Source organism: Pseudonocardia nematodicida, assembly GCF_040105385.1.
In the GTDB taxonomy this organism is placed as follows: domain Bacteria; phylum Actinomycetota; class Actinomycetes; order Mycobacteriales; family Pseudonocardiaceae; genus Pseudonocardia; species Pseudonocardia nematodicida.
Map to the genome: position 1 here is coordinate 621,390 of NZ_JBEDNQ010000001.1, position 13,191 is coordinate 634,580.

General features: G+C 75.6%; 11 protein-coding genes. 9 read left to right on the forward strand and 2 right to left on the reverse strand.

Going from position 1 to position 13,191, the window contains the following annotated elements:
* The first annotated feature begins 5 nt into the window (after positions 1–5).
* The 3 genes from WIS52_RS02855 to WIS52_RS02865 all read left to right on the forward strand — a co-directional run bounded on the left by WIS52_RS02855 (position 6) and on the right by WIS52_RS02865 (position 3,430).
* Positions 6–788 (forward strand): class I SAM-dependent methyltransferase, encoded by a 783-nt coding sequence (locus WIS52_RS02855; RefSeq protein WP_349296477.1) that lies wholly within the window; start codon positions 6–8, stop codon positions 786–788.
* 65 nt (positions 789–853) lie between these two features.
* Positions 854–2,392, forward strand: coding sequence for an FAD-dependent oxidoreductase (locus tag WIS52_RS02860; protein ID WP_349296787.1), 1,539 nt, complete (start codon positions 854–856; stop codon positions 2,390–2,392).
* A gap of 42 nt (positions 2,393–2,434) precedes the next feature.
* Positions 2,435–3,430: a DUF5914 domain-containing protein gene (locus WIS52_RS02865; RefSeq protein WP_349296478.1), complete on the forward strand. Its 996-nt coding sequence runs from the start codon at positions 2,435–2,437 to the stop codon at positions 3,428–3,430.
* A 62-nt stretch (positions 3,431–3,492) separates the two neighbouring features.
* Here WIS52_RS02865 and WIS52_RS02870 read toward each other — a convergent pair whose 3' ends face one another.
* A complete protein-coding gene (locus tag WIS52_RS02870) occupies positions 3,493–4,632 on the reverse strand; it encodes an AraC family transcriptional regulator (protein WP_349296479.1) in 1,140 nt (379 codons plus the stop codon).
* 106 nt (positions 4,633–4,738) lie between these two features.
* On the opposite strand from WIS52_RS02870, the gene WIS52_RS02875 reads away from it, so the two are divergent.
* From WIS52_RS02875 to WIS52_RS02885, 3 genes are read left to right on the forward strand one after another with little or no spacing between them, the layout of a single operon-like run.
* Positions 4,739–6,289 carry a flavin-containing monooxygenase gene (locus tag WIS52_RS02875; protein ID WP_349296480.1) on the forward strand — a complete coding sequence of 517 codons (1,551 nt, stop codon included), beginning with the start codon at positions 4,739–4,741 and terminating at the stop codon, positions 6,287–6,289.
* Positions 6,286–7,167: an SDR family NAD(P)-dependent oxidoreductase gene (locus tag WIS52_RS02880; RefSeq protein WP_349296481.1), complete on the forward strand. Its 882-nt coding sequence runs from the start codon at positions 6,286–6,288 to the stop codon at positions 7,165–7,167. Before WIS52_RS02875 ends, WIS52_RS02880 begins: the two co-directional genes overlap by 4 nt.
* Positions 7,164–8,099 carry an alpha/beta fold hydrolase gene (locus WIS52_RS02885; RefSeq protein ID WP_349296482.1) on the forward strand — a complete coding sequence of 312 codons (936 nt, stop codon included), beginning with the start codon at positions 7,164–7,166 and terminating at the stop codon, positions 8,097–8,099. Before WIS52_RS02880 ends, WIS52_RS02885 begins: the two co-directional genes overlap by 4 nt.
* Here WIS52_RS02885 and WIS52_RS02890 read toward each other — a convergent pair.
* Complete coding sequence (locus WIS52_RS02890) at positions 8,045–8,434, reverse strand: SRPBCC family protein (RefSeq protein WP_349296483.1); 390 nt, start codon at positions 8,432–8,434, stop codon at positions 8,045–8,047. The two genes, WIS52_RS02885 and WIS52_RS02890, sit on opposite strands and share 55 nt — an antisense overlap.
* A gap of 105 nt (positions 8,435–8,539) precedes the next feature.
* Here WIS52_RS02890 and WIS52_RS02895 point away from each other — a divergent pair, with 105 nt between their 5' ends.
* From WIS52_RS02895 to WIS52_RS02905, 3 genes are all read left to right on the forward strand, one after another.
* On the forward strand, positions 8,540–9,925 hold the full coding sequence (locus WIS52_RS02895) for a PQQ-dependent sugar dehydrogenase (RefSeq protein WP_349296484.1): 1,386 nt from the start codon (positions 8,540–8,542) through the stop codon (positions 9,923–9,925).
* 102 nt (positions 9,926–10,027) lie between these two features.
* A complete protein-coding gene (gene mtnA / locus WIS52_RS02900) occupies positions 10,028–11,050 on the forward strand; it encodes an S-methyl-5-thioribose-1-phosphate isomerase (RefSeq protein ID WP_349296485.1) in 1,023 nt (340 codons plus the stop codon).
* 311 nt (positions 11,051–11,361) lie between these two features.
* A complete protein-coding gene (locus WIS52_RS02905; protein WP_349296486.1) occupies positions 11,362–13,032 on the forward strand; it encodes an FAD-binding dehydrogenase in 1,671 nt (556 codons plus the stop codon).
* Positions 13,033–13,191 lie beyond the last annotated feature (159 nt).

The following is a 13,191-nucleotide window of genomic DNA, read 5'->3' on the forward strand; positions in this document are numbered from 1 at the left end:
GGCCCATGGCCGACGATCACCCGACGACCCTCGACCGCACGACCACGGTCGGACGCGCCGGCCTCCCCCGGCACGCCGTCCCCACCCACTTCGACGACGGCGCGGCCGACTACGACCGCCTGGTCGGGCTCAACCCCGGCTACCACGTCCACCTGCGCCGTTCCGCGGCCCGGATGCGGCTACCCGGCGACGGCGCGGGCCTGCGGCTGCTCGACGCCGGGTGCGGCACCGGGGCGTCGACCGCGGCCCTGCTGTCGGTCGCCCCACGCGCCGAGATCGTCGCGGTGGACGCCTCCGCCGGGATGCTGGAGCGCGCCCGCGCCAAGCCGTGGCCGGCGTCGGTGCGGTTCGTGCACTCCACCGCCGAGACGCTCGAACAAGCCGGTGTGGACGGACCCTTCGACGGGATCCTGGCCGCCTACCTGCTGCGCAACCTCGACGACCCGGACGCCTGCCTGCGCCGCTTCCACGACCTGCTGCGGCCCGGCGGCACGCTGGCTCTGCACGAGTACTCGGTCGCGGACTCGCCCCGCGCCCGCGCCGTGTGGCACGCGGTCTGCTGGGGGATCATCGTCCCGCTGGGCCGGGTCACCACCGGCGAGACCGCGCTCTACCGGCACCTGTGGCGCAGCGTGAACGCCTTCGACGGCATCGGCCGGCTGCGCGACCGGCTCCGGACCGCCGGGTTCGACGCGGTGCACTCCGAGACCATGACCGGGTGGCAGGACGGCGTCGTGCACACCGTGCTGGGTACCCGGCCGGGACCCGTCACCGGGGACGACCTGTGACACCCGGCCCGATCGACTCCCGGCGGGTGCTGCACCCGGCCGCGGGCGGGCGCGGCGACGCCGGGATGCTGCCGCGCCGGCCGCGGGTGGCCGTCGTCGGCGGCGGGATCGCCGGGCTCGCGGCCGCGACCGGGCTGGCCGAGCGCGGCGTCGTCGTCGAGATGTTCGAGCGCGAGCCCTACCTGGGCGGTCGGGTCGGCGGCTGGCGGGAGGCGCTGCCCGACGGCACCCCGGTGTCGATGAGCCGTGGCTTCCACGCGTTCTTCCGGCAGTACTACAACCTCCGCTCGCTGCTGCGTCGCGCCGATCCCGGGCTGGAGCACCTGGTCGCGCTGGAGGACTACCCGCTCGTCGACGCCGACGGCCGGCGCGACACCTTCCGCGGGTTGCCGCGCACCCCGCCGTGGAACGCGGTGGCGTTCGCGCTGCGCAGCCCGACGTTCCGGATCCGCGACCTGCTCCACCTCGACGCCGGGGCCGCCGCGCCACTCGCCGCGGTGTCGGTGCCCGCGGTCTACGAGGCCCTGGACCACGTCGACGCACAGAGCTTCGTCACCGACGTCAACTTCCCGCCCGCGGCCCGGCACCTGGCGTTCGAGGTGTTCTCGCGCAGCTTCTTCGCGCCGCCGTCGACGATGTCGGCCGCCGAGCTCGCGACGATGTTCCACATCTACTTCCTCGGCTCGTCCGAGGGACTGATGTTCGACGTCCCCGACGACGGGTTCGACGCCGCACTCTGGGAACCGCTGCGGCACTACCTGACCACTCGCGGGGTGACGTTCCGGACCGGGACGTCGGTCTCGGCCGTGCAGCGGGATGTCGAGAGTGGACTGTTCCACGTGGATCATTCGTCCGGCGGTACCCGTGGTTCCGCCACTGTGGACGGGGTGGTGCTCGCCCCCGACGTGGCCGGCCTCCGGTCGATCGTCGCGGGCTCTGGTCTCGGGGCGCCCAGCTCGGCGCTCGCCGGGCCGGACGCGCTGGACCGCTGGCGCGACGACGTCGCCGCCCTCGGCAGTGCACCGCCGTTCCTGGTCCAGCGACTGTGGCTGGACCGCCCGGTGCGCGCCGACCGTCCGCCGTTCCTGGGCACCGGCGGGCTGGAACCGCTGGACAACGTGTCGGTGCTGGACCGCTACGAGCGCGACGCCGCGTCGTGGGCGGCCCGGCACGACGGCTCGGTGGTGGAGCTGCACGCCTACTCCGCCGCCGTCCCGGACGGGGTCGACGAGGCGGACTGGACCGCCGAGCTGCGGCAGCGCTGCCTGGCCCGGCTGCACGAGCTCTACCCGGAGACCGCGCAGGCCCGGATCGTCGGCGAGCTGGTCCAGTGGCGCGCCGACTGCCCGATGTTCGGTCTCGGCGACTTCGCCCGCCGGCCCACCGTCGACACCCCGGTGGACGGGCTGGTCCTGGCCGGCGACGGCATCCGGATCGACCTGCCCGTCGCCCTGATGGAGCGGGCCGCCAGCACCGGATGGCAGGCGGCGAACCGGCTGCTCGCCGGCTGGGGCCTGGCCGGGCACCCGCTGGAGACCGTGCCCACCTCCGGACGGCTCGGGCCGCTGCGCCGGGCCGCCGAGTACGCGATGCGAGCCCGATAGGCGCCCCGTCGTCGACCGAGAGACCTCCGACAAGGACACGCCATGACCCTCCTCTCCCGCCTCACCGAGCGGTGGCCGGCGAGCTGGCCGCTGCAGCCGCTGCCGTCGTCGGCGTGGGCCCGCCAGCAGCCCACCTACACCGGCGCCGACCCGAAGGTGATCACCGCGGCGCTGGAACGCGCGCAGGCCCGGCCGTCCGGGAACTGGTTCGTGCTCGCCGCGAGCCGGGAGGTCCGGGCGGACCGGCCGTTCGGGGCAGAAGTGGGCGGCGTCGAGCTCGTCGCCTGGCGGGACGCCTCGGGCACGGTACGGATCGGGCCGGGCGCCTGCCCGCACCTCGGCGCGCCGATGGCGCTCGCCGCGGTCGACTGCGGCGAGCTGGTCTGCCGCTGGCACGGGCTGCGGCTCGGCTCCCGCTGGGCACGCCATCTCGCGCACGACGACGGCGTGCTGGTCTGGGTCCGGCTCGACGACGTCGGCGGCGAGGAACCGTCCGAGGCGCCGGTCGTGCCGTCCCGCCCGACCGGCCGCACACTGGCGGCGGTGACCACGCTGACCGGGGTCTGCGAGCCGGAGGACATCGTCGCCAACCGCCTCGACCCGTGGCACGGCGCCTGGTTCCACCCGTACTCGTTCCAGCGGCTCGACGTCGACTCCGCCCCGGCCGTCACCGACGTCACCGAGGACGAGGACCGGTTCCTGGTCACCGTCACCTTCAAGGTCGGGCCCGGGCTGGGCGTCCCGGTGCGCGCGGAGTTCGTGTGCCCGGAGCCGCGGACCGTCGTGATGCGGATCGTCGAGGGCGAGGGGGTCGGCAGCGTGGTCGAGACGCACGCGACCCCGCGCGGTCCCGGCCGGGACGGGCTCCCCCGCACCTCGGTGGTCGAGGCCGTAATCGCCGGATCGGACCGCACCGGGTTCGCCGTCGCCTCCCGGCTCGCGCCGGCCATCCGGCCGGTGATGGCCAGGGCCGCGAACCGCCTCTGGCGCGACGACCTGGACTACGCCGAGCGCCGCTACGAGATGCGCACCCGCTGAGGGGCGCGCCACCCCTCTCGCACCCCCGCGGCGCTCCCGCACCGACTCGAGTCCGTGCGACCTCACCACCGAGGGTGCGAGACCTGCACCCGCGCGTCGGCGGGTGGGCCGGGAACGGCGCCGTCGCGGCGCAGGCGGCGGGGCGCGATGCCGAACCAGCGACGGGTGGCCCGGGTCAGCGCCGACTGCTCGGTCAGCCCGACCATCGCCGCGACCTGCGTGAACGGCAGCGCGGTCCGGGTGATCAGACGTTCGGCGGTGTCCCGGCGGACCTCGTCGACGATCCGCTCGAACGTCGTGCCCTCGGCGGCGAGGTGACGTTGCAGGGTCCGCGGGTGCACCCGCAGCAGTCCCGCGACCGCGTCGATCCGGACCGGCCCGGACCCGAGGGTGCGGTCGACGGCGGTCCGCACCCGGTCGGTGACGGTGCGCCCGGGCCGGTCGAAGTGCGTCTCCAGGTAGTCGATCGCGAGCGCGCGCACGGTCTCGTCACCGCCGGCCAGCGGGCGTCGCACGAGGTCGGCGGGCACCCGCAGCACCGCCGCGGGCCGGTCGGGGTGCGCGTCGGCGCCGAAGAACTCGCGGTAGCGGGCGGGCCCGGCCCGGCCGGCGTGCGGCAGGTGCACGGAGCGCAGACCGTAGGGGCCGCCGGCGAGCATGAGTGAGATCCGGTGGATCACGCCGAGACCCAGGTCGGCGACCTGCGGCGGCAGCGGCTCGGTGCTGCCGTACTCCAGCCCGAGCACGCCGGGGACGCCGTCCGGGTCGGCGACGGACGCCACGTGCAGCACCGGGCTGTGCACGTACAGGTAGCGCGACGCGCAGTCCAGCGCGTCGCCGAGGGTCGCCGAGTGCTGGACGGCGACGGCCAGCGGGCCGAGGATCTCCGGGCCCTGGCGCTCGGCCAGTCTCAGGCCCAGGTCCGGGCAGCCCAGCTCGGCGGCCCCGGCTTCCAGGACCCTGGCCACGGCACGGGTCGAGAGGAGAGCATCCGGCTCCGGATCCCGGGCTCCCGCGGCCGGCCGTCCCGTGCGACCGGGCCCGGCGTGGGCGGCCGGTCCCGGACCGGGGGTCGTATCCTCGACGGCCTCGACCGGGATGCGGAACCGGGCGAGCAGGGCCTCGCCATCGCCACCCAGCTCGTCGACCAGCCCGGGCAGCCCGCGCAACGCGCTCGCCCGGGTCAGCGATCCCACCGCCATGTCGTACGAGGTTAAGTTCTTGTCGCGCCGGGTCAAGTTACCGCGGGTAGGTTCGCGGCAGACTCGGGGAGGCAGCGGTACTCACGAGGACGAGGAGGCGACGCGCATGACACCGCCCACGGGCACGCGCGGTACCGGGGACGGGCACCGTGACGTGATCATCGTCGGTGCCGGGCTCTCCGGCATCGGAGCGGCGTGCCGCCTGCAGCAGGAGCTGCCGGGCGCCGACTACGCGGTCCTCGAGGCACGCGCCGACCTCGGCGGCACCTGGGACCTCTTCCGGTACCCGGGGATCCGGTCCGACTCGGACATGTTCACCCTCTCCTACCCGTTCCGGCCGTGGCGCGGGAAGCGCTCGATCGCCGACGGCGCGGACATCCACCGCTACCTCGCCGACACCGCCTACGAGCACGGCGTGCGGGAGCGCATCCGGTTCGGCACCGCCGTCGTCGGCGCGTCCTGGGACTCGGCCACCGGCCGCTGGACCGTCGACACCGAGACCGCCGACGGCCCGCAGCGGTGGACCTGCCGGTTCCTGTTCCTGTGCTCGGGCTACTACGACTACGACGCCGGGTACCAGCCGGAGTTCGCCGGCCGCGACGACTTCGCCGGGGCCTGGGTGCACCCGCAGGACTGGCCCGCCGACCTGGACATCGACGGGAAGCGGGTCGTCGTGATCGGCTCCGGGGCCACCGCGGTCACCCTGGTCCCCGCGCTCGCCGAGCGGGCCGCGCACGTCACGATGCTGCAGCGCTCGCCGTCGTACCTGACCGTGCTGCCCGGCCGGGACCCGCTCGCCGACCGGCTGCGCCGGGTACTGCCCGCCCGGCTCGCGCACACCCTGCTGCGCCTGCAGTACGCGGCGCTGAGCCAGGGCTTCTACCAGCTTGCCCGGCGACGCCCGGAACGCGTCAAGGCGATGCTGCGCCGACTCGCGGTGCGCGCCGTCGGCGGCGACGAGTCCTACGTGGACACCCATTTCACGCCGTCCTACGAACCGTGGGACCAGCGGTTGTGCGTGGTGCCCGAGGGCGACTTCTTCACCGCGATCCGGCGCGGCGACGCCTCGGTGGTCACCGACCGGATCGAGCGGATCACCCCGTCCGGTGTCCGGCTCGCCTCCGGGGCGCAGCTGGACGCGGACGTGATCGTCTCGGCGACCGGGCTGACGCTGAAGCCGCTCGGCGGCCTGCGGCTGGAGGTCGACGGCGAGCAGGTGGACGTCGGCAAGACCGTCACCTACCGCGGCCTGATGCTGTCCGGCGTGCCGAACCTGGCGTTCACGGTCGGCTACGTCAACGCCTCCTGGACGCTGCGCGCCGACCTGGTCGCGCGCTACGTGCCGCGCCTGCTCGGGCTCATGGACCGCGAGCGGTACGCGATCGCCACCCCGGCGCCGACCGCGTCGCCGGACCGGCCGCTGCTCGACCTCACCTCTGGCTACGTGCAGCGCTCCGCGCACCTGTTCCCGCGGCAGGGCCGCTCCGACCCCTGGCGGCTGCACCAGAACTTCTTCCTCGACGCGCTCGGGCTCGGCCGCGCGGACCTGCGGCGCGACATGCTGTTCGTCCCCCGCGACGCGCTCGGCTCCCCCGGGGCGGCCGCGCCGCGGCCCTCGGAGTCCGGCATCGCGGCCGACCGGAAGGTGACCTCGTGAGCGCGCGCCCGTTCCGCTTCGCCGAGGGCACCGCGGTCGTCACCGGGGCGGCCGGGGGCATGGGCGAGCACGTCGCCCGCCGCCTCGCCGAGCGCGGCAGCGACCTGGTGCTCGTCGACCGCGACGGCGACGGCCTCGGCCGGGTCGCCGCCGCGATCCGGGACCGCCACCCCGGCCTGACGGTCGGCACGGAGACCGTCGACCTCGGTGACGCCGGGGCCGTCGACGCCCTCGCCGCCCGCATCCTCGGGAGCGGGCCGGACATCCGGCTGCTGGTGAACAACGCCGGCGTCGCGCTGGGTGGCGACTTCGCCCGGCTGACCCTCGACGAGTTCGACCGGGTCATGGACGTCAACTTCCGGGCGCCGGTCCGGCTCACGCACGCGCTGCTGCCCGCGCTCACCGCCCGGCCCGGCGCGCACGTGGTGAACGTGTCCAGCCTGTTCGGCCTGATCGCGCCGCCCGGCCAGTCGGCGTACTGCGCGTCGAAGTTCGCGCTGCGCGGGTTCTCCGAGGTGCTGCGCGCGGAGCTCGCCACGTCCGGGACGACCGTGACCACGGTGCACCCCGGGGGCATCCGGACCGGCATCGCGGCGTCCGCGCCCGGCGGGGTGAACATCCCGGCGGAGGAGATCGAACAAGGCCGGCGGGACTTCGAGAAGCTGCTGACCTACCCCGCCGACCGGGCCGCCGAGAAGATCGTCGAGGCGATCTCCCGCCGCAGCCCGCGGCTGCTCATCGGGGCCAGCGCGCGGGTGCCGGACCTGCTGGTCCGGATCGCGCCGGTGCGCGGGCCGCGACTGCTCGCCGGATTGCTGGGCGCGGCGGGTGGAGTACGGCGCCGCCTTCCGGGGCGGGCGACGGCGGGTGCCCGATGACCGGGCACCACCCGCCGGCGCAGGACGCCACACCCCTGCCCGGCACCCGGTTCGTCGACGTGCGCGGCACCCGGATCCGGGTCCGCGAGTCCGGCGACCCCGACGGCGAGCCGGTCCTGCTGCTGCACGGCATCGGCCGCAGCCTGGAGGACTGGGACCCGCAGCACCCCCACCTGATCCGGTACCGGGTGGTCGCCGCCGACCTCGCCGGGTTCGGGTACTCCGGGCGGCCCGCCGGTCCGGCGACGCTGGCCGGGCTGGCCGACACCGCCGTCGCCACCCTGGACGCCGTCGGCGTGACCGGACCCGCGCACCTCATGGGCAACTCGCTGGGCGGTGCGGTCGCCCTGCTCGCCTCGGTCCGGCACCCGGACCGGGCCGCGTCGCTGCTGCTCGCCGATCCCGCCGGGTTCGGTCCGGAGGTCACCCCGGCGCTGCGCGTCCTCGGCGTGCCGGTGCTCGGGCGGTGGCTGCTCGGCCGGTTCGACGAGCGCGCCGCCCGCAACACCGAGCGCTCGGTGTTCGTCGACCCGGCCCTGGTCACCGAGGAGCGGGTCGCCCGCGCGCTCGAGATCGGCCGGCGCCCGGAGCACGCGGAGACCTTCGCCGAGATCGCCACCGAGCTCGGGACGGTGCGGGGTGTCCGGCCCGGCTGGCGGCGGGCGCTGCTGACCGCCGCCGCGCGGGCCCCGAAGCCGACCCTGGTCGTCTGGGGCGAGCGGGACCTGATCCTGCCGGTCGGGCAGCTGCGGACCGCGACGCGGGAGCTCCCGCACGTCCGGACACACGTGTTCGGCCGGGTCGGGCACATGCCCCAGATCGAGGCCCCCGAGCGGTTCGCGGAGCTGGCCGCCACCCACCTCGACGGGGCCACGACTCAGCTCCGGCGGCGCACCAGCATCTCCAGCGACACCCGCGCCGGGACGGTGTAGGGCAGCACGACCGCCGCCGGGCCGCTGACGGTCAGCCAGGTCCGGGTGCCGGCACCGGACGGCCGGACGCCGTGGTCCAGCGACAGCTGCGCCGGCCCGGCCACGACGTCCCAGGACCAGGTCCCGGCGTACTCGTCCACGGCCGTCACGACGAACCCCGCGGAGACCCCCAGCGGGCCCCGGACGCGTCCGGCGCTACCGGTCCGGATCCGCGTCACACCGCAGTCCACGCCGGTGATGTAGGGCGCCCACTCCGGCCAGCGGGCCGGCGACGCGTAGCGCTCCCACACCTCGTCGGCGGGCAGCGGGCCCCGTGCGTGCAGGGTGAGACGCATCGGTCGATCCTCGCCGTGACCAGCGGATCGCGCAGTGTGACACCCCGGCGCGACAGGGTGTCCTGCCCGCGCGCCACGGTGACGCGGCCCGTAATGTCCCGAACCATGCGGACCACGCGGTATCGATCCAGCCGGACCACGCACCGCCGCGTCTCCCCCTGGCTCGCCGCCCTCACCACGCTCCCCCTGCTGGCCGCCTGCCAGATCGGCCCCAACCCGATCACCAGCGCGGTGTCCGGGTCCGGCGACGACGCGCCGACCGCGGCCGCCCCGGCCGAGCTGGCGCCGGTGCAGCTGCAGGTCCCACCCGGCCTGGACGCCGCCCCGCTCGACGAGCCACGCGAGGCGCTGGTCCCGCAGGGCTGGACGCTGTCGGTGTTCACCCGCATCGAGAACGCCCGGATGGCGGTCTGGACGCCGGACGGCGACCTGCTGGTCTCCGTGCCCGACGACGGCGCCGTCTACCGGGTCGCCCCGGACGGCACCCGCGAGGCGCCGATCGTCGAGGGCCTGTCCCAGCCGCACGGCCTGGCCTTCGCCGGCGACGACCTCTACATCGCCCAGAGCAACCGCGTCGACGCCTGGACCTACGCCGACGGCCGGGCCACCGACCCGCGCCCGGTCGTCGAGAACCTGCCGGACGCCAACAGCCCGGACCTGCGCGGCGCCTACGGCCACGAGCTCAAGTCCGTCGCGGTCGGCGACGACGGCGCGGTCTACATCTCGATCGGCTCCACCGGCAACATCTCGGTCGAGGACCTCGACGCCGACCCGCCGCGGGCGTCGATCCTGCGGGTGCCGCCGGGCGGCGGGCCCGCCGAGCCGTTCGCGGTCGGCGTCCGGAACGGGACCGGCCTGTCCGTCGCCCCCGACGGCGAGGTGTGGACCGCGGTGAACGGCCGCGACAACGTGCCCTACCCCTACGACCGTCCCTACGGCGACGGGTCCGGCTCGTCGTTCGGCGATGTGATCGACGACTACGTGACCGCGCACCCGGCCGAGCAGCTGGCCCGGCTCACCCCGGGCCGCAACCTGGGCTGGCCGTACTGCAACCCGGACGCCGACACCGACCCGGGCGTCGCGGGCAGCCCGCAGGACTTCACCGACGTGCCGATGGTCGCCGACGCCGAGCTCAACCCGGGCGGGCGCGAGCTGGACTGCGCGAGCCTGCCGCGGATCGAGCAGACCTTCCCCGCGCACTCCGCGCCGCTCGGGCTCGCCTTCGGCGACCTGCCCGCGCCGTTCGGCGAGGGCGCGCTGGCCGGGGTGCACGGGTCGTGGAACGCCGAGCCGCCGACGGCACCCGAGGTGGCGTTCTTCCCCTACCGCGACGGCGAGATGGGCCCGCAGCAGACCCTGGTCGGCGGGTTCCAGTACCCCACCGGCGCCCGCTGGGGACGCCCGGTCGCGGCCGTCGCGGGGCCGGACGGCGCGGTCTACATCACCGACGACGACGCCGGCGCCGTCTACCGCCTGTCGCCACCGGCCTGATCCGCGAGTTCTGTCCGGTTTCCGATACATGATCCCCTGGTCGGCCGGGTGTACCGTCGCCCGGGCGTCGGCACGAACCCCGAGGCCGGGAGGAACGCAGCCGTGCGCATCGTGGACTGGGCCGACGAGGCCGAGGGTGGCCCGGCGGTCGTGCTGCTGGATCAGCGCGCGCTGCCCCACCGCACCGCCCACCTGCACCTGACCTCGGTCGACGAGGTGATCGACGCGATCCGCACGCTCGCCGTGCGCGGGGCCCCCAACCTCGGGGTGACCGGCGCGTACGGCGTCGCGCTGGCGGCGCACCGGCACGGTACCGCCACCCCGGTCGCGGTCGCCGCGGTGCGCGCCGAGGCCGAGGCGCTCGCGACCGCACGCCCGACCGCCGTCCCGCTCTCGCTCGGCGTCCGACGCGCGCTCGCCGCGCTCGACGGCGGCCCGGCGGCCGTGCTCGCCGAGGCCCGTGCGGTCGCGGCCGAGGGCGCCGCGGCCAACCACGCCGCCGCCGGCCGGACGGCGGATCTGGTGCGCGACCTGCGTCCCGGCCGGCCGCTGCGCGCGCTGACCGTGTGCAACACCGGCCCGCTCGCGACCGGCGAGGGCGGCACCGCGCTCGGCGCGATCCTGCGGCTGCACGCCGAGGGCGACCTGGCCGAGGTGCTGGCCTGCGAGACCCGGCCGCTGCTGCAGGGTGCCCGGCTCACCGTCTGGGAGCTGGCGAACGCCGGTGTGCCGCACCGGCTCTGCGTCGACTCGGCCGGACCGGCCGCGATCGCCTCCGGACTGGTCGACGTGGTGCTCGCCGGCGCCGACCGGATCGCCGCGAACGGCGACGTCGCCAACAAGATCGGCACCTACATGCTGGCCTGCGCCGCGGCGCGCTCGGCGGTCCCGTTCGTGATCGTCGCGCCCGAGGAGACGATCGACCCGGGCACCCCGACCGGCGTGGACATCGTCGTCGAGGAACGGGGGGACGACGAGGTGCGCGGGATCGGCGACACGCTGGTCACCTTGCCCGGTACCCCGGTCTACAACCCGGCGTTCGACGTGACCCCGGCCGAGCTGGTGACGGCCATCGTCACCGAGAACCGCGTCTGGTCCCCCACCCCGGCTGCGTCGCACGTCTGACCCGCCCCGGCGTCCGACCGCCGGGCCCGTGCCCGGGGTGATCGCCGGCCGGGTTCCGCCCGATGCCATCGGTGGCACGGAGCGGAACCCGGCCGATAATCATCGAGGCCGAACGTTCGGCGGGCCACGCCTGCGCGGCCGGCCCGGACCCATGATCATCACGGGGGTTCCGATCAGTGCCTGCGATGGCACCGGCCGGAACCGGGACGACGATCATCGCGGACCCGGGTCCCGGACCGGTTCGCCCGAGGGGGCCGCCCGGATCGGGTCCCGGGTTCCGTGCGCCGGCGGGACCGGGCACGATCACGGTCATGGACGCCGACGTCATCGTGGTCGGGGCCGGGCTCGCCGGCCTGGTCGCCGCCGCCGAGCTCGCCGACGCCGGGCGCAGGGTGCTCGTGCTCGACCAGGAACCCGAGCAGAACCTGGGCGGGCAGGCGTTCTGGTCGCTCGGCGGGCTGTTCCTCGTCGACTCCCCCGAGCAGCGCCGCACCGGGATCCGGGACTCGGCCGAGCTCGCGCTGAGCGACTGGCTCGGCTCGGCCGCGTTCGACCGCGGTGTCGACGACCCGTCCGGCGAGGACTTCTGGGCCCGGCAGTGGGCGACCGCCTACGTGCACTTCGCGGCCGGGGAGAAGCGGGCCTGGCTGCACGAACAGGGCGTGCGCTGGCTCCCGGTCGTCGGGTGGGCCGAGCGGGGCGGCCACCTCGCCGACGGGCACGGCAACTCGGTGCCCCGCTTCCACCTCACCTGGGGCACCGGTCCCGGCGTGCTGGAGCCGTTCGTCCGGCGGGTCCGCGCACACCTCGGGACCGGGCGGGTGACGCTCCGGTTCCGGCATCGGGTGGACGCGCTGGCCGTCACCGACGGGACCGTCGACGGGGTGCACGGCGCCGTGCTCGCGCCGGACCACGCCGAGCGTGGCGCCCCGACCACCCGCGACGAGATCGGCGAGTTCACCTTCCGCGCCCCGGCCGTACTCGTCACCTCCGGCGGGATCGGCGGCAACCACGAGCTGGTCCGGCAGAACTGGCCGGCCCGGCTCGGCACCCCGCCGCAAGACATGATCTCCGGGGTGCCCGCGCACGTCGACGGGCGGATGCTGGGGATCGCCGCCGAGGCCGGCGGCCGGATCGTGAACCCCGACCGGATGTGGCACTACACCGAGGGCGTGCGCGACCACTCCCCGATCTGGCCGGCCCACGGCATCCGGATCATCCCGGGGCCGTCGTCGCTGTGGCTCGACGCCACCGGGCACCGGCTGCCCGCCCCGAACTTCCCCGGTTTCGACACCCTCGGCACGCTCGCCGCGCTGCGGGCGACCGGGCACGACCACTCGTGGTTCGTGCTCACCGAGCGGATCGCCGAGAAGGAGTTCGCGCTGTCGGGTTCGGAGCAGAACCCGGACGTCACCGGCAAGGACCTGCGCGCCACGCTCGGCCGGGTCCGGCCGGGCGCACCGGCACCGGTGCGGGCCTTCCTCGACCGCGGGGAGGACTTCGTCGTCGCCGAGCACCTCGACGAGCTGGTCGCGGGCATGAACCGGCTGACCGGCGGCACTCCCCCGGTCGACGCCGAGCTGGTCCGCCGGCAGGTCGTCGCCCGGGACCGCCAGATCGACAACTCCTTCACCAAGGACCTGCAGGTCATGGCGATCCACAACTCCCGCCGCACGCTGGGCGAGAAGCTCGCCCGCACCGCGCCGCCGCACCGGCTGCTCGACCCGGCCGCCGGACCGCTGATCGCGATACGGCTGCACGTGCTGACCCGCAAGACCCTCGGCGGTCTGCAGACGGACCTGTCCGGCCGGGTCCTCGACGCCGCCGGCTCCCCCGTCCCCGGCCTCTGGGCGGCCGGCGAGGTCGCCGGTTTCGGCGGCGGCGGGGTGCACGGGAACCGTGCCCTGGAGGGCACCTTCCTGGGCGGATGCCTGTTCTCCGGGCGCCAGGCAGGCCGCTCCCTGGCCCTCGCCACCGCCTGACCGGTCCCCGAACGGCGGTCGCACGAACCGGTCGTCACCGGCGCGTCCACGCCGATGCCGCGACAGACTCCGGGCACTGCGGGCTACCGGAGCCACGCGGAGAGTGACGGAGCCGTCCCGGCTCCCGCGCCACGGGACACACACCCGACCCGGCGCCGG

What these genes read in the sequence shown, in the direction of transcription:
- WIS52_RS02855 (WP_349296477.1), top strand. Translation starts at nt 6, where the DNA reads ATGGCCGACGATCACCCGACGACCCTCGACCGCACGACCACGGTCGGA.
- WIS52_RS02860 (WP_349296787.1), top strand. Translation starts at nt 854, where the DNA reads ATGCTGCCGCGCCGGCCGCGGGTGGCCGTCGTCGGCGGCGGGATCGCC.
- WIS52_RS02865 (WP_349296478.1), top strand. Translation starts at nt 2,435, where the DNA reads ATGACCCTCCTCTCCCGCCTCACCGAGCGGTGGCCGGCGAGCTGGCCG.
- WIS52_RS02870 (WP_349296479.1), bottom strand. Translation starts at nt 4,632, where the DNA reads ATGGCGGTGGGATCGCTGACCCGGGCGAGCGCGTTGCGCGGGCTGCCC.
- WIS52_RS02875 (WP_349296480.1), top strand. Translation starts at nt 4,739, where the DNA reads ATGACACCGCCCACGGGCACGCGCGGTACCGGGGACGGGCACCGTGAC.
- WIS52_RS02885 (WP_349296482.1), top strand. Translation starts at nt 7,164, where the DNA reads ATGACCGGGCACCACCCGCCGGCGCAGGACGCCACACCCCTGCCCGGC.
- WIS52_RS02890 (WP_349296483.1), bottom strand. Translation starts at nt 8,434, where the DNA reads ATGCGTCTCACCCTGCACGCACGGGGCCCGCTGCCCGCCGACGAGGTG.
- WIS52_RS02895 (WP_349296484.1), top strand. Translation starts at nt 8,540, where the DNA reads ATGCGGACCACGCGGTATCGATCCAGCCGGACCACGCACCGCCGCGTC.
- WIS52_RS02905 (WP_349296486.1), top strand. Translation starts at nt 11,362, where the DNA reads ATGGACGCCGACGTCATCGTGGTCGGGGCCGGGCTCGCCGGCCTGGTC.